General features: G+C 57.5%; 16 protein-coding genes and 2 pseudogenes. 11 read left to right on the top strand and 7 right to left on the bottom strand.

Translation table 11 applies throughout. The features are described 5' to 3' along the window. Positions 1 to 606 precede the first annotated feature (606 nt). The 7 genes and pseudogenes from HP546_RS31260 to glnT form a co-directional block, all read right to left on the bottom strand. Positions 607 to 681: pseudogene (locus HP546_RS31260) on the bottom strand (hypothetical protein); the annotation flags it as partial. A 48-nt stretch (positions 682 to 729) separates the two neighbouring features. Next, positions 730 to 1,052, bottom strand: a pseudogene (locus tag HP546_RS02645) (transposase); the annotation flags it as partial. Between the two features lie 188 nt (positions 1,053 to 1,240). Then, the gene (locus tag HP546_RS02640; protein ID WP_172219333.1) at positions 1,241 to 2,566 is read right to left on the bottom strand and encodes an ammonium transporter; all 1,326 of its coding nucleotides are present in this window, start codon (positions 2,564 to 2,566) and stop codon (positions 1,241 to 1,243) included. A gap of 206 nt (positions 2,567 to 2,772) precedes the next feature. Beyond that, on the bottom strand, positions 2,773 to 4,095 hold the full coding sequence (locus HP546_RS02635; protein WP_003251143.1) for an FMN-binding glutamate synthase family protein: 1,323 nt from the start codon (positions 4,093 to 4,095) through the stop codon (positions 2,773 to 2,775). 15 nt (positions 4,096 to 4,110) lie between these two features. Beyond that, positions 4,111 to 4,794 (bottom strand): protein glxC, encoded by a 684-nt coding sequence (locus HP546_RS02630; RefSeq protein WP_003251145.1) that lies wholly within the window; start codon positions 4,792 to 4,794, stop codon positions 4,111 to 4,113. 11 nt (positions 4,795 to 4,805) lie between these two features. Then, positions 4,806 to 5,711, bottom strand: a complete 906-nt coding sequence (locus HP546_RS02625) for a glutamine amidotransferase family protein (protein WP_172219332.1) — start codon at positions 5,709 to 5,711, stop codon at positions 4,806 to 4,808. A 73-nt stretch (positions 5,712 to 5,784) separates the two neighbouring features. Further along, positions 5,785 to 7,119, bottom strand: a complete 1,335-nt coding sequence (gene glnT / locus HP546_RS02620; RefSeq protein ID WP_172219331.1) for a type III glutamate--ammonia ligase — start codon at positions 7,117 to 7,119, stop codon at positions 5,785 to 5,787. Positions 7,120 to 7,399: 280 nt separating this feature from the next. Between glnT and HP546_RS02615 the strand changes: the two genes are divergently transcribed. The 11 genes from HP546_RS02615 to HP546_RS02565 form a co-directional block, all read left to right on the top strand. After that, positions 7,400 to 8,002 carry a helix-turn-helix domain-containing protein gene (locus tag HP546_RS02615; protein WP_172219330.1) on the top strand — a complete coding sequence of 201 codons (603 nt, stop codon included), beginning with the start codon at positions 7,400 to 7,402 and terminating at the stop codon, positions 8,000 to 8,002. A gap of 255 nt (positions 8,003 to 8,257) precedes the next feature. Then, entirely contained in the window at positions 8,258 to 9,124 is an 867-nt protein-coding gene (gene purU / locus HP546_RS02610; RefSeq protein ID WP_172219329.1) for a formyltetrahydrofolate deformylase, read from the top strand. Then, positions 9,121 to 10,026: a bifunctional methylenetetrahydrofolate dehydrogenase/methenyltetrahydrofolate cyclohydrolase FolD gene (folD, locus tag HP546_RS02605; RefSeq protein WP_172219328.1), complete on the top strand. Its 906-nt coding sequence runs from the start codon at positions 9,121 to 9,123 to the stop codon at positions 10,024 to 10,026. The genes purU and folD overlap by 4 nt, the downstream gene beginning before the upstream one ends. After that, positions 10,008 to 11,249: an FAD-dependent oxidoreductase gene (locus HP546_RS02600; protein WP_172219327.1), complete on the top strand. Its 1,242-nt coding sequence runs from the start codon at positions 10,008 to 10,010 to the stop codon at positions 11,247 to 11,249. The genes folD and HP546_RS02600 overlap by 19 nt, the downstream gene beginning before the upstream one ends. A 10-nt stretch (positions 11,250 to 11,259) precedes the next feature. Next, positions 11,260 to 11,559 carry a sarcosine oxidase subunit delta gene (locus tag HP546_RS02595; protein ID WP_003251157.1) on the top strand — a complete coding sequence of 100 codons (300 nt, stop codon included), beginning with the start codon at positions 11,260 to 11,262 and terminating at the stop codon, positions 11,557 to 11,559. Continuing rightward, positions 11,556 to 14,453, top strand: a complete 2,898-nt coding sequence (locus HP546_RS02590) for a 2Fe-2S iron-sulfur cluster-binding protein (RefSeq protein WP_172219326.1) — start codon at positions 11,556 to 11,558, stop codon at positions 14,451 to 14,453. The genes HP546_RS02595 and HP546_RS02590 overlap by 4 nt, the downstream gene beginning before the upstream one ends. Position 14,454: 1 nt before the next feature. Beyond that, a complete protein-coding gene (locus tag HP546_RS02585; protein ID WP_004577292.1) occupies positions 14,455 to 15,036 on the top strand; it encodes a sarcosine oxidase subunit gamma in 582 nt (193 codons plus the stop codon). A gap of 109 nt (positions 15,037 to 15,145) precedes the next feature. Continuing rightward, entirely contained in the window at positions 15,146 to 15,925 is a 780-nt protein-coding gene (locus tag HP546_RS02580) for an IclR family transcriptional regulator (protein WP_172219357.1), read from the top strand. Between the two features lie 378 nt (positions 15,926 to 16,303). Then, positions 16,304 to 16,621, top strand: coding sequence for a transposase (locus HP546_RS02575; RefSeq protein ID WP_172219325.1), 318 nt, complete (start codon positions 16,304 to 16,306; stop codon positions 16,619 to 16,621). Then, positions 16,564 to 16,953 carry an IS66 family insertion sequence element accessory protein TnpB gene (gene tnpB, locus HP546_RS31255; RefSeq protein ID WP_306124899.1) on the top strand — a complete coding sequence of 130 codons (390 nt, stop codon included), beginning with the start codon at positions 16,564 to 16,566 and terminating at the stop codon, positions 16,951 to 16,953. Before HP546_RS02575 ends, tnpB begins: the two co-directional genes overlap by 58 nt. A 49-nt stretch (positions 16,954 to 17,002) precedes the next feature. Beyond that, the coding region (locus HP546_RS02565) for a transposase (protein ID WP_218584427.1) at positions 17,003 to 17,310 on the top strand (308 nt) is incomplete at its 3' end.

The following is a 17,310-nucleotide window of genomic DNA, read 5'->3' as shown; positions in this document are numbered from 1 at the left end:
GCGAACACGTCGGAGAGGCTTCGACAAGCACTAGTTCTGGGCGCGAGTAAGTCAGCCAGCCCCCAAGACGCTGGAGGTGTTTGCGCAAAAAACGCACACACCGATCAGAGCCAGGCTTTCTAGCTAGGAGCAGATAGTGAGGAATGAGGCAGCTCCGATTCAAAGAGCGACCTTGGGAACAATCGTCAGCCTGGTTTTCTTTTAGTTTCATGGCGATCGACTCTTCGAGGCGTGACTTGATTCTGAGGTGAGGTCAAAGGCTCGTCTATAAAGAAAAGGACGATTAACAGCAGAATTCTACATTTTGTTATAGGTCGTCATTTCTCTGCTGGCCATCGGGCTGAGCGAAACGAACCCGTCAACACCATCAGACGGACAAACCTTGCTTCGCGCCCGCTCAGCAGGAACCAGCTTCAGACCATAGGGGTAGAATAGACCAATGTCGGCGGTTGGCTTGCTGCCTGGGTCCAAGGGCGGCGCAGCAGAGATCGAAGTGACTGCACCGCTCGACCAATGACCAAGGATAGGATGCCTTTCCGGTTCGGGTTAAATCCGATACGACTTAGAGCGCCTGCGTCATGAAGCGGCCCCACCGCACCCCGATCATCAGTGGAACTCGCCTTCAACGATGATCAGCTCACGACTCGCAGCACACAATGCAAATTCCTTCGCCTCGCTGTAAGCGGGATCTTGATAGCAGGTCTTGGCCTGCTCGTAGGTGGGAAATTCGTAAGCATACGGGTCATGCCCATTGTTCCGAGCCGACTGGATCAAACTCATGATTGCAGCCGCGCGCTTGCCGCTGCGAAGTGACCCGGCGAACATCCAGTTCTTGCGCCCCAACGCCCACGGCCTTATCTGGTTTTCACACCAATTATTATCAATGGGTACGTCACCGTCATCGAGGTAGCGCGACAGCGCCGTCCAGCGTTTCAGGCGGTAATCCAGGGCTTTGCCGATAGCCGAACCGTTGTGCACGATATCGCGCTGGGCAACCATCCATGCAACGCATTCATCACTGGTACCGCCTTTTCCTGCCGTATTCGGCGGCGTAAATACGACTCGCCATTTCTTACCAGTATCGAACTTTCATCGACTATCCTCCGCCAGCTTTAACTGGCGCACTAAGCGTGCGCTTAACGCACCTAGCCCTTGTGGGTAGTCGCCTCACCTGCTTCGGCATGTACTTGCAGAGTGGCTAATGCCTGCCCTTTAAACCCTTTGGGGACGCAGCCCTCACTTATTGGTTGTACGCCCGCTCGTTATGCTCACCCAGGTCAAGACCCATTTCCTCAACCGAGTCATGTGCCCGCAACCCGACGACAGCCTTTAACACTCTGAGAATGATCCAGCTCGCAATGAAGCAGTAGGCCGTTGTGAATGCCACCCCTTTGACCTGCGCGATCACCTGATCAGCCATGGTGACGTTCTCGACCAACCCGCCCAACGACGGCACGCAGAAAACGCCCGTCAACACGGCGCCAATCATTCCGCCGATACCATGCAAGCCGAATACATCCAGGCTGTCGTCATAGCCCAGGCGCGTCTTGAGCACCGTCACGCTGAGATAACAGGACACGCCACAAAGCAGGCCGATGGCCAGCGCGCCGCCAACCCCTACATACGCACAGGCTGGGGTAATCCCGACCAGGCCGGCCAAGGCGCCACTGGCTAGCCCCAACGCACTCGGCTTACCTACCCTGAGCCACTCGGTGAACATCCAGCCCAGAATACCGGCACACGCACCGAGCTGAGTGTTGAGCATCACGATGCCTGAAAGGCCAGTGAGGCCGCCGCCGGAGCCGATGTTGAATCCAAACCAGCCGACCCAGAGCATCGCCGCGCCGACCATCGTGAGGCTCAGGTTATGTGCAGGCATTGGAGCGTTTTCGTAACCCTTACGCTTGCCAAGCAGCAAACAGGCGGCAAGCGCAGCTACACCGGCGTTGATGTGAACTGCAGTACCACCAGCGAAATCCAGCACGCCCCAGTTGTGCATCAAAGCCCCTGCTCCACCCCATACCATGTGGGCCACTGGCGCGTAGACAAGGGTGAACCAGATGGCCATGAACAGTAGCGCCGACGAGAACTTCATACGTTCGGCAAAAGCCCCGGCAATGAGCGCCGGAGTGATGATGGCAAAGGTCATTTGGAAGGTAACAAACACCCCTTCCGGAATGTCGCCAACCAGGCTTTCAGGCGTCATGCCTGCTAAAAATGCGCGGTTCAGACCGCCGACAAAGCTATTGAAGCTAACCTCGCCCTCAACCATGTTGGTAGTATCGACAACCATGCTGTAGCCATAAACCACCCACAGCACCCCCACCAGTCCGGCGATACCAAAACATTGGGTGAACAGTGACAGCATGTTCTTGGCTCGCACAAGACCGCCGTAAAACAGCGCAAGGCCTGGCAGACACATGAACAGCACCAGAACCGCCGCCGTTACCATCCAGGCGGTGCTGCCGGTGTTCAATGTTGGGGCATCAGCCGCCTGTGCCAGCGGTATACATGCACTGAGCGCGAGCAACGCAAGAAGTGATTTGCCGGGTAGACGATTAACCATTGTGGAAGCTCCTGCGATGAATGGAAAAGTGTCTGGCAGAAAGCGAGGCGGTGAAGCGCTGGGCCGTTGAGGCCTCTTGGATGGGTCAAATCAAGAATGGCCTGAACGCAAGAGCGCACTTGCCCTTGGCGGCGGCGTGTCAGACAACAATTCAGTTGCAGACAGATCGCCGCCACGGGCACACGCGCTCCTGCATCAGGTAATGGTTAGTACTGGCTGCCTGGAATCCACGAAGTCCCTGCCAATGGCACGCGAGCCATAGCGGCGGATTCTACGGTCAAGGCCACCAGATCCTCAGGGTCGAGGTTGTGCAGGTGGGATTTGCCGCAGGCCCGAGCCATGGTTTGCGCCTCCAGCACCAGAACACGCAAATAGTTGGCCAACCTGCGCCCGCCTTCGATCGGATCAAGACGTTTTGACAGCTCCGGATCCTGCGTGGTGATACCTGCCGGGTCACGACCGTTCTGCCAGTCATCGTAGAAGCCAGCCGCAGAGCCGATCTTCTTAAGCTCATCGTCCAGGCGTGGATGGTTGTCACCCAGAGCAATCAATGCGGCCGTACCGATGGCCACGGCATCGGCACCCAGCGCCATTGCCTTGGCAACGTCTGCACCGTTACGGATGCCGCCGGAGACAATCAGCTGCACCTTGCGGTGCATGCCCATCTCCTGCAACGCCTGAACCGCCTGTGGAATGGCTGGCAGGATGGGGATACCGACGTGCTCGATGAACACTTCCTGAGTCGCAGCGGTACCGCCTTGCATGCCATCAAGCACGATCACATCGGCGCCGGCCTTCACTGCCAGCTTGACGTCGTAGTAAGGACGGCTGGCCCCGATTTTCACGTAAATCGGTTTTTCCCAATCGGTGATCTCACGGATCTCGGCAATCTTGATCGCCAAGTCGTCAGGCCCAGTCCAGTCCGGATGACGGCATGCCGAGCGCTGGTCAACGCCGATCGGCAAGGTACGCATACCGGCAACACGCTCGGTCACCTTCATGCCCAACAGCATACCGCCGCCACCGGGCTTGGCGCCCTGCCCCAAAACGATTTCGATGGCATCGGCCTTGCGCAGGTCATCAGGATTCATGCCATAACGCGAAGGCAGGTACTGGTAAACCAGATGCTGGGATTGGCCGCGTTCTTCCGGCGTCATGCCACCGTCGCCCGTGGTGGTACTGGTGCCTGCAATAGTGGCGCCGCGACCCAGGGCTTCTTTCGCATTGGCCGACAATGCACCGAAGCTCATGCCGGCGATTGTCACCGGAATTTTCAGGTGGATCGGCTTCTTGGCGAACCGGTTACCGAGGATTACATCCGTTCCGCATTTCTCACGGTAGCCTTCCAGCGGGTAGCGCGATACGCTCGCACCGAGCAGCAGCAGGTCGTCGAAGTGCGGCAGCTTGCGCTTGGTACCACCGCCGCGAATGTCGTAGATGCCGGTCTCGGCGGCACGCTGGATTTCCTGGATAGTCAGACGATCAAAGGTGGCCGACTCGCGCAGGACTGGAGGGGTTTTCTCGCTCATTTTCTTGCTCCTGAATCAGTACGCGGAGGCGTTGTCGACTTTGAAGTTGTATAGCTGGCGAGCCGAGCCGTAGCGCTTGAAGTCACTGGCTTTCTCGTTGAAGCCGGCTTTGTTCAGAAGCGCTTGCAACTCTTCAATGTGCTCCGGGCGCATCTCTTTTTCGATGCAGTCAGAACCCAGCGACTCGACCTTTCCTTTGACGAAAATCTTCGTCTCGTACAGGGAGTCACCCAGCGCATCGCCGGCGTCACCGCATACCACAAGGCGTCCCGCCTGCCCCATGAAGCAGCTCATGTGGCCGATGCTGCCGCCGACCACGATATCGATCCCTTTCATCGAGATCCCGCAACGGGCGCCGGCGTCGCCTTCGATCACCAGCAGACCGCCATGCGCCGTAGCGCCCGCTGCTTGCGAAGCGCTGCCTTTTACTCGGACGTAGCCAGACATCATGTTCTCGGCGCAACCAACGCCGACATTCCCGTGCACAGTGATGGAAGCCTTCTGGTTCATACCGGCGCAGTAGTAACCGGCATGCCCCTGGATATCCACGGACACCGCTTCGTTTACGCCGACCGCAATGTTATGCGCGCCGTCAGGGTGAGTGACGACCCATTCTCTTTCCTCAAGCGTCTTTGCTTGATCGTGCAGCGCCTGGTTAAGGTCACGCACGGTGGTGTTGCCAAGATCGATGGTTTTCATGTGCGTGCTCCTTAAGCCGACTCGCGTTCCCAGATGTACATGGTGGCCGGAACAGGTTCCCAGACCTTGGCTTTCTCGATGCCCGGCAGGCTCGACAGCGCCTGATACTCCGAAGCCATTGCAACGTAGTCGTCGGTTTCGGCAAGAATTGCCGGCTTACACGCAATCGGATCTCGGATCACGGCGAATCCATTGCGGGTGCCGATTGCGAAGGTGAAAAAGCCGTCCAGTGCTTCGAGCGAACTGTCCAACGCGGTCTTCAGACTGTCGCCTTGCTGCAGACGCCAGGCCAGGTAACCTGCGGCGACCTCAGTGTCGTTCTCGGTGTCGAACTTGATGCCTTCGCGGCGCAGCTCCTGACGCAGGCGGAAGTGGTTCGACAGCGAACCGTTGTGCACCAGGCACAAGTCAGCGCCGGTAGAGAACGGGTGGCTGCCTTCCATGGTTACGGCGCTTTCAGTCGCCATGCGGGTATGGCCGATGATGTGGCTGCCTTTCATCGAACCCAAGTCGAAGCGCTCGGAGATCTCTTTAGGCAAGCCCATGCCCTTGAGGATCTCGATGCTTTTGCCGGCGCTCATGATGCGCACGTCCGGGGCCAGCTCGGCCAAAGCGGAACGTACGGCAGCTTCCTCAGCCTTGATCTTCAACACGATGGCGCTCGCATTTTGGAACCAGTCCAAAGACGCCGTGAGCTTGCCTTCAAGCGCGCCTACCAGCCCTTTGAAGTCGTAGTCATCGGTTGCTGCTTGCAAGGTCAACTTCACCCAGCCATCAGCGACTTCATCGCCGTAAATGGCAAAGCCCGCGCTGTCGGGGCCGCGATCAGTCATGGCTTCCAGCATGGGTTCAAATAGTTTGCCGAGCTGGGGCTCCAGCGCCGGATTTTTCAGGTATAGCCCCACAATTCCACACATATCGTTAACTCCTGGGCAGAAGACCCCCTACCCATTGGCAGGGCGTCAGAAAAGGTTGTTTAAACTGGCTAGATCAGAAGAACTCGGTGTAGCGCTTCACTTCCCAGTCCGAGACGTGACGGCTGTACTCCACCCACTCCATGCGCTTGAGCTTGATGAACTCACCCACGATTTCGCTGCCAAGTACCTCGGCGAACAGTGGGTCAGCCTCAAGGGCATCACAGGCTTCCTTGAGCGACTGAGGCAGGGTCTTGATACCGCGCTCGGCGATTTCTTCAAGACTCAACTTGTAGAGGTTCTCGTTGCACACCTGGTCGATTTCCAGCTTGCGGTCGATGCCGTCCAGTCCCGCCGCGATGATTGCTGCGCTGACTAGGTAGGGGTTGCAGCCAGCATCCGGCAGGCGGAACTCCAGACGGCCATACGGAACACGAACCATGGCCGAGCGGTTATTGGCGCCAAAAGCGATAAAGGCTGGTGCCCAGGTCGCCCCGGACAAGGAGTTGCCCACAACAAGGCGCTTGTAGGAGTTGACCGTCGGTGCTGCGAAGGCGCACAAGGCTGGTCCATGCGCCAGAAGGCCTGCGGCGAAGTGGTAGGCCATTTTCGACAGGCCCATGCCGCTCGGATCGCTCGCATCGTGGAACAAGTTTTTGTTGGTCGCGCTGCAGATCGATAGGTGAAAGTGCATGCCGTTGCCCGCCCGCTTGGGGTCAGGCTTTGGCATGAATGAGCAAATGATGCCCATGTCGTTGGCAATCTCACCGGCAGCCATGCGGAAAAAGGTGAACCGATCAGCTGATTCCATGGCATTGCTGTAGGTGTAATTGATCTCGAATTGGCCGTTGGCGTCTTCGTGATCGATCTGGTAAATGTCGAAACCCACCGGCTGCAAGGCTTCGGTCAGCCGCTCAAGAAACTCGCGCGAGCGGGACAGGCCTTTGTAGTCGTAGCACGGCTTGTCCAGATCATCGCTGGCGTCGACCATCTGCAGCTTGCCCTGTCCGTCGCGCTTGAACAGGCTAAATTCTGGCTCCAGTCCGGTATTCAGCGTCCAGCCACGATCGCTCAATCGCTCCACCTGCTTCTGCAGGACGTAGCGGCTGTCGTATGGCCAAGGCTTGTTCTCAACATGACCGATGCATACCACCCGGCCGTAACCTGGCTGCCATGGCACTGGCGTGAGTGAAGCCAGATCACCCTTGGCCATAAAATCGGGGCCATGCGGTTCCATGCCCATACCGCAGATCGCGAACCCTGCGAACCCCGCCCCGGCTTCGGCGACCATCTCCAGACCCGATACGGGTACCGATTTGGTCTTGGCCGAACCATGGATATCTACGAACTGGGCCAGGACATACTTGATCCCGTGTGTCTCGATCAGGCGCTGTGTTTCTTGTGGCAACATGGACATGACTCCTGGCTGTAGCAATTCGTGGTGGGGAGGTCGATTAGTCGCCCGATCTGACTATTACGAACAGGAAACTTAATTTCCCACCAGGAATGCAATGAGCTTGCCAACTCGCTGCTGTCGCCGAAAAACTCGATTCGAGGGAAGCCTTTCTGCTTTGTTTATGGGAAAATATTTTTCCCATGATGAATAACACCAAGCGATCCTGTCAGGCGCGAACCACATTTGCACATTCTCAGTGCGAAAATAAATTTACTGTGCGGAATTAGTGCAAGCCATGAACACAGACGAAAGCCAACCCAAGCTCAAGCTTGAGCAGTACCTGGGTATTCAAATAAAACGTCAGCGCCAAGCGCAGGATTTGAAGCTTGCGGACGTGGCGCGCATAGCTGGAATAAGTCAGGGTATGCTTAGCAAGATTGAAAACGCTCAGGTGTCGACCAGCCTTGAAAACCTGAGCCGTCTTTGCGATGTGCTCGGTATGCCGATGTCAAAACTGTTCAGCCAGTATGACCAGCAAGGCAGCAGCGCGATTCTGGTCAAACGCGATGAAGGGCTGGAAGTCGTTCGCCGTGGCACGGAAAAAGGCCATACCTACCACCTGCTGAACCACACCCGTGGGCCCAAGAAAAGCTTCGAGGCGTACATGGTGAGCATGGATGACGCTAGCGAGGAATTTCCGACCTTCTCCCACCCAGGCACTGAGTTCCTTCACTTGATGGAGGGCGAGATGGTCTACCGCCACGGAAACCAGCTCTATCACCTGGAAGCAGGTGACAGCCTGACATTCGATGCTGACATTCCCCACGGCCCGGAAAAACTGATAAGCGTCCCGATCCGCCTCCTATCGATCATGAACTACGCCCCCGCAGAGGTCTGACCACTCAGATTGCCACGAGTCCAGGCTGAACCTGGGCTCGCCTTCTCATCCTCCCCACGCCTACGACTTCCCTTCCAACATTTCCTGCCAGTAAAAAATCTTTCTCAGGTGTGTAGACGTGTCGGCTCAATTCGCCTATAAATTCGCCATCCGGAATATTTAATTCCCTAAGAGAATATTTATTCACGGGCGAATCTACATTTCACCGATGAATCACTTGCCGGAAATCACGCCGCGCAACTCTGAGGACTGACCATGCAACATGAAAAAAACCATTTCATTCTCAAAATCAGCTGCCCTGCGACTTCCGGCATCGTTGCGGCAGTGACCTCCTACCTCGCAGGCAACGCTTGCTACATCGGTGAGATGGCGCAGTTCGACGATGAGTTGAGCGGCAAATTTTTCATGCGGGCGGTGTTTCGTTTCAACGATGGCCACGAAGGCGACATCGCTCAGCTGAAAGCCGGCTTCGAAGACGTCGCCCAAGCTTTCGGCATGCAGTGGGAGCTTTACGATACTCGCCAGCCGATGCGCGTACTGCTGATGGTCAGCAAATTCGACCACTGCCTCACCGATCTGCTCTATCGCTACCACAAGGGCGAAATGGACATGACCATCACGGCCATCGTGTCCAACCACCTTGATCTACGCCCTATGGCCGAGCGCGAAGGCATTCGTTTTATCTACTTGCCGGTGACCAAGGAGACCAAAGCTCAGCAGGAAGCAGCGCTGATGCAGGTTGTGGATGAGAGCGCGACTGACCTCGTCGTCCTCGCCCGCTACATGCAGATCCTTTCTGATGATCTCTGCAAGCAGATATCGGGCCGTGCGATCAATATTCATCACTCATTCCTGCCAGGGTTCAAGGGCGCCAAGCCTTATCACCAAGCCTATGCGCGCGGCGTGAAACTGATTGGGGCGACGGCTCACTACGTCACCAGCGATCTGGACGAGGGCCCGATCATCGAGCAGGAAGTCCAGCGCGTCGATCATGCCTATCTGCCAGACGACCTGGTCGCCATCGGCCGCGACACTGAAACCGTGGCGCTTTCCAAAGCGGTCAAATATCACCTGGAGCACCGGGTATTCCTCAACGAAGACAGAACGGTGATCTTCCGATGAGTACTTCCAAACTGATTGACGGCAAAGCGGCATCAGCCCGTGTGATGAAGCAGGTTCGAGACGATGTCGCCCGACTGAGCGCCGACGGCATCTTCCCTGCGCTCGCTGTAATACTCGTCGGGCGAGATCCTGCCAGCCAGGTCTATGTGCGCAACAAGATCCTCCGTGCAGAAGAAGCAGGAATCAAATCGCTCGAGTACCGCCTGAATGCGGAAACCTCCCAGGGTGAACTGCTCAAGCTGATCGCAGGCCTGAATGCAGACAAAGCCGTGAACGGCATTCTGCTGCAGCTCCCATTGCCTGAGCACATCGAGGAAACGCGTGCGTTACAGGCCATTGCCCCGGGCAAAGACGTCGATGGGTTTAACAGTGAAAATGTCGGCGGCTTAAGCCAGGGGCGCGATGTGCTAACGCCGTGCACTCCCAGGGGCTGCATGCAACTGCTTGAAGATGCTTGCGGCGACCTGAGCGGCAAGCACGCCGTTGTCATCGGGCGATCCAACATCGTCGGCAAACCCATGGCCGCTCTGCTGCTGCAGGCACATTGCTCGGTGACTGTGGTGCATTCGCGCAGCGTCGATGCCAAGGCCCTGTGCCGGCAGGCAGACATTGTCGTTGCCGCCGTCGGACGACCACGGATGATCGATGCAAGTTGGCTCAAGCCAGGAGCGGTGGTCATCGACGTCGGCATTAATCGCATTGAAGAGGATGGCCGCAGCAAGCTTGTTGGGGATGTCGACTTCAACAGCGCCCTGCCCCAGGTTTCAGCTATCACACCAGTTCCTGGTGGTGTTGGGCCGATGACCATTGCCTTTCTGATGAAGAACACCGTTACCGCTGCGGTTCAGCAGGCTCATGCACAACGCGTTTCCTCGGAGGCCGCATGCCTTTCAATCTCCTGAAATACGGGCTCAGCTCTGAATACCCGAACGAAGTGGATTTGCCTGCTCCCAAGGCGCTCAAACCTTCCTACGATGTGGTAATCATCGGCGGCGGTGGCCACGGCCTGGCAACCGCCTACTACCTGTCCAAGTATCACGGCATCACCAATATCGCGGTGCTGGAGAAGGGGTATCTGGGCGGCGGCAACACGGCGCGCAACACAGCGGTCATCCGCTCCAATTACCTCACTAGCGAGGGGGTGCGTTTTTACGCCGAGTCAGTACGGATGTTTGAAGGGCTGTCCAGTGAATTCGACTTCAACATCATGTATTCCCATCGTGGCCAACTGACGCTCGCCCACACCGACGCCACCGTACGCTCGTTCCGTCAGCGTGCAGAGGTCAACAAACACTTCGGCGGGCGCACCGAAATGCTTGACCGTCATCAGATTCGTGAGCTCGTGCCGACACTCAACCTCGACCCCGGGCATCTCCCAGTGATCGCAGGTCTCTGGCACATAGACGGCGCGACTGCCCGGCATGACGCAGTGGCTTGGGGTTACGCCAAACAGGCGGCTAAGCGTGGCGTGGAAATCCATCAGCTCACTGAAGTCCAAGAGTTGGTGATCGAGAACGGCACCATCAAGGCGGTGAAAACCAATCGCGGCACCATCCAGTGCGGTTGCGCGGTGCAGGCAGTGGCGGGCATGAGTTCGCAGTTGATGAAGAAAGCGGGTATCCGCTCGCCTATCCAGACATTCCCTCTGCAAGCCATGGTGACCCAGCCGTTCAAGCCGTTCCTCGACCCGTTGGTGAGCTCCTCTGCCCTGCACTGCTACGTGCAACAGACCAGCCGTGGCGAAGTGGTGTTTGGCGGTGGCTCGGATCCGTATCCGCTGTTCAACACCCGCTCAACTTTGGATCTGAAAGAAAGCCTGCTGGCACACGCGATCGAGATGTTCCCGTTCTTGGCCAATGCCAAGCTGATGCGTCAGTGGGCCGGGATCACCGACATGACTCCGGATTACAGCCCGATCATGGGGTTGTCCCCGGTGAAGAACTATTACCTGGATGCCGGCTGGGGCACCTGGGGCTTCAAGGCTACGCCCATTTGCGGCAAGACCATGGCCGAACTCGTCGCCAGTGGGGGCAAGGTACCCGAACTGATCAAGCCGTTCGGCCTCGAGCGTTTCTCAACCTTCCAGCAAGTCAACGAGATGGGCGCGACAGCGGCCAGCCACTGAGGAGCAAGACATGAAAGTGATGAATTGCCCACTCAACGGGCCGCGCAACATCAGTGAGTTCACCTATGGCGGTGAGTTCAAGCAGATGCCCGATCCGCAGACGTGTACCGATGCCGAATGGGCCGACTACGTGTTCAACAGCGATGACACGTTGGGCGTGGTTTGCGAGTGGTGGATGCACAACCCCTCCAGCTATTGGTTCCTGGCCGAACGCCACACTGGCAGCGATGAGATTCTGCGCACCTTCGATCCCAAAGAGCTGTTCACCACCCGTGTTGAATTCACGACCGCCAAGGAGACCGCGCAATGAGCCGCCTACCCGCTCCCATGGGCTTGTTGATCGACCGCAATCAGCCTCTTCATTTCAGCTTTGATGGCAAAGCGTATCAAGGGTTTACAGGTGACAGCATCGCAAGTGCCCTGCTCGCCAATGGTCGCTTCCTGCTCTCCCGCTCGTTCAAGTATCACCGCCCGCGCGGCCCGCTAACCATGGCAGGTCAAGACGCTAATACCCTGGTACAGCTGCCGAGCGAGCCCAACGTCCTGGCGGACACTCACCTGCTCGAAAGTGGTGCGCAGGTGACCGGGCAAAACTTCAACGGCTCTCTGGACAACGACAAAGACGCCTATCTTGGCAAGTTCTCCAAATTCATGCCGGTTGGTTTCTACTACCGCTCTTTCTACAAACCTAAGGGTGCATGGAAACTATGGGAGCCAATCATTCGCAAAAAGGCTGGACTCGGCGTCTTGGATCTCAAATTCCTGCCCGAGTACTACGACAAGGCCTACCTGTTCGCTGACCTCGCCGTTGTCGGCGCTGGCCCTGCTGGACTGCAGGCGGCACTGACTGCGGCCAATGCAGGCGCAAAGGTGTTGTTGATTGAGCAACAACCCATTCTGGGCGGCTCACTGACCTATGCCCGTTTCGATGTCGAAAACAATCGTGCCGATAGCCTACGCAGCGAGCTGATCAACGCTGTTGAAGGCCACGCCAACATTCAAGTGCTGAAGAAAGCTACGTGCAATGCATGGTTCACCGATAACTATCTGCCGGTGATTCAGGATAAACGCATGTACAAGGTGCGCGCCACCCAATGCCTGATCGCCAGCGGCTCGTTTGATCAGCCAGTGATTTTCCGCAACAACGATTTGCCCGGGGTGATGCTTAGCAGCGCAGCCCAACGCCTGATGAAACTCTACGCCGTAAAGCCTGGCAAACGCGCAGTGGTACTCACGGGGAACGACGACGGTTACTACGCAGCGCTCGATCTGCATGAGCAAGGTGTTCAGGTTGCAGCGCTGGTGGACATGCGTACCAATCCCGCTGATCGCGCGTTGCTGATCGCGCTGGAAAAGCGCGGAATCCCCTGTCATCTGAACAGCACGGTGTTTGAAGCGCTGCATGAAAAAGGCATGCGCCATGTCAGCGGCGTCGACATCCGAAAAATCACCGGCCTCGGCCAGGTCGCGAATAGCAGCTTGCACTTGGATTGCGATTTGCTCTGCATGTCCGGTGGCTACATGCCGGTCTATCAGTTGCTGTGCCAAGCTGGCGGCAAGCTGTCTTATGACGATCAACTGGCTGAGTTCACCCTTAGCGGCCTGCCGAAGAATCTCAGCGTTGCGGGTTCCGCCCATGGCTTCCACGCACTGGACAACGTGCTCGCTGATGCCACTCGCACAGCCACCGAAATCATTACAGCGCTGGGCCTGGTCATCAACGTCAAGCCCTTGCCGCTGCGCCCAGAAGCGCAAGTCAATTTTCCATGGCCGATTTTCCCGCACCCCAAAGGCAAGGACTTTGTCGACTTCGACGAAGATTTGCAGGTGCGCGATATCATTAACGCCACGAAGATCGGCTATCGAGATGTGCAACTGGTCAAGCGCTACTCCACCGTGGGCATGGGGCCTTCTCAAGGGCGCCACTCAGCCCTGCCAACAGCTCGACTGGTGGCAGCGTCCACTCAGCGCAGCGTCAGCGAAACAGGCGTAACCACAGCGCGCCCTCCCTTTGAGGCGGAAAAGCTGGCCCATGTCGCGGGTCGAGCGTTTGATCCGTACCGCCAGACACCCATGCACCGCCGTCATCTGGAAGCCGGCGCAAAAATGATGCCTGCCGGTATCTGGCAGCGCCCTGCCTACTACGGCAAACCGAGCGAGCGGGATAAATGCATGCAGGCCGAGGCGCTGCACGTGCGCCGGAAGGTCGGCATTATCGACGTTTCGACGCTGGGCGGTCTGGACGTGCGCGGCCCTGACGCTGCCGAACTTCTCAACCGCATGTACACCTTCGCATTTCTCAAGCAGCCTGTGGGTCGCTCACGCTACGCGCTGATGACCAACGAACATGGCGTGGTGATCGACGATGGCGTCTGCGCGCGCTTTGCCGAAAACCACTTCTACGTCACTGCCACCACCAGCGGCGTGGATCGAATCTATCAGCAGATGCTCAAGTGGAACGCGCAATGGCGCCTGAATGTCGACATCGCTAACGTCACTGCCGCGATCTCGGCAGTCAACGTAGCGGGGCCCGACTCACGCAAGGTGCTGGAGAAAGTGTGCTCGGATCTTGATCTGTCCGTTGAAGGATTCCCATACCTGGGCGTTCGCCTGGGCACCGTGGCCGGGATCAAGGCACGGCTCCTGCGCGTAGGCTTCGTAGGGGAATTGGGTTACGAAATTCACGTACCTGCACGTTATGCCTTGAAGCTTTGGGATGCACTGATAGAGGCCGGTAAGGAATTCGACATTCGCCCGTTTGGTGTCGAGACCCAGCGCCTGCTGCGCCTGGAAAAAGGCCATGTGATCATCAGCCAGGACACCGACGGCATGACCCATCCTGGCGAAATCGACATGGGGTGGGCGGTCAGCCGAAACAAGCCGTTCTTTGTCGGTCGTCGTTCCATCGACATCCTTGAAGCGCAGCCACAGAAACGCAAGCTGGTGGGCTTCACGCTGCCCAAGACCAGCCCGCAACCGCTCGAGGGCCATCTGGTTCTCAAGGGGCCGGACATCAGCGGTAATGTGACGTCCTGTGAGTATTCGCAAAGCCTTGATCAGATCATCGGCCTGGCCTACGCCGCCTTTGATCAGACCACTCCGGGGCAGCAGATTCCGATCCGAGTTGAAGATGGTGTGGTCGTCCAGGCAACCGTCGTAAAGCTCCCCTTCTTCGATCCAGACAACCAGCGCCAGGAGCTCTGACATGTCCAATCTCAATGACATCGGGCCGGGCCCACTTCAGCAATGTGCGGTGGTCGACCTGACGGGGCTTCCAAGGGTTGGTTTTCGCGGCGCTCAGAGTGGCGAATACCTGCAATCCCGCGGCTTCAGCCTTCCTGATAAGCCAAACCAGGCCATTACCCAACCGGACGGTAGCCACGTGGCGCGTCTGTCGCAGACAGAGTATTTGCTCCTGGGCAGCCTGCGAGACAGAGGTGAGCGCATCGCCGATGAAGAAGCTCGCTGGGAGATGGATCATTTGGCCAACTACCTTTTGCCTCGCGAAGACAGCCATGCGTGGATGCAGCTGAGCGGCGCTCACGCGGCTGAAGTCATGGCCAAACTGTGTGGGGTTGATCTACGCAGCGCTGCATTTGCGCATGGCGCCGTTGCACAAACATCGGCTGCAAGGATCAACGTGATCGTCATCAACATCAGTGCTGAATCGCACCCGATCTTTCACATCCTGTGTGATCGCGCTTCGCTCGAGTATTTCAAAGGCGCACTAATGGATGCGATGGCCGAGTTTGATGGACGAGCCCTACAGATCGACGCGCTGTATTAAGTGATACAGATCATGCTGTGCTGACTACGAGCTGAAGCAGACCATGTCCACTACGGTCGTGGCCGGCACACATGATATCGCTTCCCAGATCCCGGATGAGCAACGAACGATGATCGACGCCCCCGTTAAGGATGCCGACTACAGCGTACCTGCCCTAGCCCGAGGGCTCGCGGTGCTTGGCCTATTCAACGCTCGAACGCGTAGTCTGAGCATGCAGGAGATCGCCGAGCGATTGAACGTCAGCACCTCGGCGCTATACCGGATAGTGTTCACGTTGACCGATATGGGTTACTTGAACAAACACAACAGTCAGTACGAGCTCGGAGCCCGAGTCATCAGCGATGGCTTCAGTTACCTCGCCAGCCGCGACATTGTCGATGTCGCCATGCCTCACCTGAATCAATTGCGAGATCGCACTTCTCTCTCCTGCCATTTGGCCGTGCGGGAGAATACGGAAAGCCTGTATGTCTACCGAGCGTTTGCGGCTCAGCGGCTGTCCGTAAACATTCCGGTTGGCACCCGCATCGCATGCCACTGCACGGCGATTGGCCGCATGCTACTCACCGGTCTTGACCAGGTAGAGCTTGCCGCACTTTACCAACACATCCGTTTAGACGATTACCCTGCCCCTGCCCCACGGACTCAGCTCGAGCTGCAAGATATGATCGAGGGTGACAGAGCGCAGGGATGGGTGCTGCATCGTTCGGATTACTCCACTGCGATTGCGATGGCTATCAAAGACCACAGGGGAGAAGTGACGGCTGCAATCAATCTGTCAGGCCCGGATGCCGTGATGGATCCAGAGGGTGCTACGGAGAAGTTTGAGGCGCTGCTGAGGGAGTGCAGCACAAAGATCAGCGCCGATCTGGGATACGTTGAAGATCGATGACTGAATCGGATCTGGAATCACGGCACCGGTAGATCAAGCAGTCGTTACCTATCGGGCTTTGGCACCAACACAAGGGCTGCCAAGAAACTCCACAGGTCTACACTTTGCTTTTCACACAGACACAGGAGCTAAGGATACCCAAGCTTGCCCGGGTAGGACAGTGAACGCTGCCGAATACCTTCAGCACCAAGGCTATACGCTTCTACCGTCTCCGAGCGAAGCGGTGAAGCAGGACAGTGGCGAGTGGCTCGTGTAGTTGTCCTGGACTGAGTTCCTGGGTAAGCGGCCAGCGAACACACCTTCAGAAATCCGGAATTAAGGGCGATGGTGTCCGCCTATTTTTAAGCGGACGCGATCACCCTTATCGCCAGGATTTCCATGCGCCAACGAAGCTCCTATCCCAAACCCTTCAAGGCCCAGGTCGTGCAGGAATGCTTGAAACCCGGTGCCTCTGTTTCCAGCGTCGCCATCAGCCACGGCATCAATGCCAACGTGATTCGCAAGTGGCTGCCGATTTACCGTGATAACCCCGTCGCGCCACTTCCCGCGTTTGTACCGCTGCAACCGATGCCTAAACGGCACGCTGATGAAGCCGTGGTCATCGCACTGCCGCTGGGCGACAAATCCATCACGGTCAAATGTCCCATCTCCGACCCGGACGGCTGCGCACGTTTTATCCGCAGCCTCTCGCAATGATACGCATCGACGCCATCTGGCTAGCCACCGAGCCCATGGACATGCGCGCCGGCACCGAAACTGCGTTGGCCCGCGTGGTCGCTGTGTTCGGTGCGGCGAAGCCGCACTGCGCTTATCTGTTCGCCAACCGCCGGGCCAACCGGATGAAGGTGCTGGTGCACGATGGCGTGGGCATCTGGCTTGCCGCGAGGCGTTTGAACCAAGGCAAGTTTCACTGGCCTGGCACTCATCGTGGCTTGGAAGTCGGGCTCGACGCTGAACAACTTCAAGCGCTGGTGCTCGGTTTGCCATGGCAGCGAGTTGGCGCTGACGGCGCAATCACAGTGATTTAGCCTTGCTTTTCAGCTGTGGCAGGTGGATCGCTTTGGTAAAATCCACGGCATGACTTGCTCGCCCAATCTCGACCAAATGACACCTGAACAACTGCGCGCACTCGCTGCGCAGTTGCTGTCGAAGGTCGACACCATGGGCCGAAAAATCCATCGTGACGAGACGATCATCGAGCAGCTCTCTCACGAGATTGCCATCCTCAAGCGCCACAAGTTCGCCAAGCGCAGCGAGCAGATCAGCCCAGCGCAAGGCAGCTTGCTGGATGACTTGCTCAACACCGACCTTGAGGCTATCGAGGCAGAACTGAACGCGCTTCGTCCCGCCCCAACGTCGGACGAAACCCGCCAAAAGCCCAAGCG

The organism is Pseudomonas sp. CM25 (assembly GCF_013179705.1).
Taxonomy (GTDB): Bacteria; Pseudomonadota; Gammaproteobacteria; order Pseudomonadales; family Pseudomonadaceae; genus Aquipseudomonas.
Note: the sequence above shows the minus strand (reverse complement) of the source record. Positions and strands in the feature narration are given on the sequence as shown.

Bases quoted from the DNA above. Each gene is read 5' to 3' on its own strand.
- HP546_RS02640 (WP_172219333.1), bottom strand. From the start codon at position 2,566: ATGGTTAATCGTCTACCCGGCAAATCACTTCTTGCGTTGCTCGCGCTC.
- HP546_RS02580 (WP_172219357.1), top strand. From the start codon at position 15,146: ATGATCGACGCCCCCGTTAAGGATGCCGACTACAGCGTACCTGCCCTA.
- HP546_RS02585 (WP_004577292.1), top strand. From the start codon at position 14,455: ATGTCCAATCTCAATGACATCGGGCCGGGCCCACTTCAGCAATGTGCG.
- glnT (WP_172219331.1), bottom strand. From the start codon at position 7,119: ATGTTGCCACAAGAAACACAGCGCCTGATCGAGACACACGGGATCAAG.
- purU (WP_172219329.1), top strand. From the start codon at position 8,258: ATGCAACATGAAAAAAACCATTTCATTCTCAAAATCAGCTGCCCTGCG.
- HP546_RS02630 (WP_003251145.1), bottom strand. From the start codon at position 4,794: ATGAAAACCATCGATCTTGGCAACACCACCGTGCGTGACCTTAACCAG.
- HP546_RS02590 (WP_172219326.1), top strand. From the start codon at position 11,556: ATGAGCCGCCTACCCGCTCCCATGGGCTTGTTGATCGACCGCAATCAG.
- HP546_RS02625 (WP_172219332.1), bottom strand. From the start codon at position 5,711: ATGTGTGGAATTGTGGGGCTATACCTGAAAAATCCGGCGCTGGAGCCC.
- HP546_RS02635 (WP_003251143.1), bottom strand. From the start codon at position 4,095: ATGAGCGAGAAAACCCCTCCAGTCCTGCGCGAGTCGGCCACCTTTGAT.
- HP546_RS02615 (WP_172219330.1), top strand. From the start codon at position 7,400: ATGAACACAGACGAAAGCCAACCCAAGCTCAAGCTTGAGCAGTACCTG.
- HP546_RS02575 (WP_172219325.1), top strand. From the start codon at position 16,304: ATGCGCCAACGAAGCTCCTATCCCAAACCCTTCAAGGCCCAGGTCGTG.
- HP546_RS02595 (WP_003251157.1), top strand. From the start codon at position 11,260: ATGAAAGTGATGAATTGCCCACTCAACGGGCCGCGCAACATCAGTGAG.
- folD (WP_172219328.1), top strand. From the start codon at position 9,121: ATGAGTACTTCCAAACTGATTGACGGCAAAGCGGCATCAGCCCGTGTG.
- tnpB (WP_306124899.1), top strand. From the start codon at position 16,564: ATGTCCCATCTCCGACCCGGACGGCTGCGCACGTTTTATCCGCAGCCT.
- HP546_RS02600 (WP_172219327.1), top strand. From the start codon at position 10,008: ATGCCTTTCAATCTCCTGAAATACGGGCTCAGCTCTGAATACCCGAAC.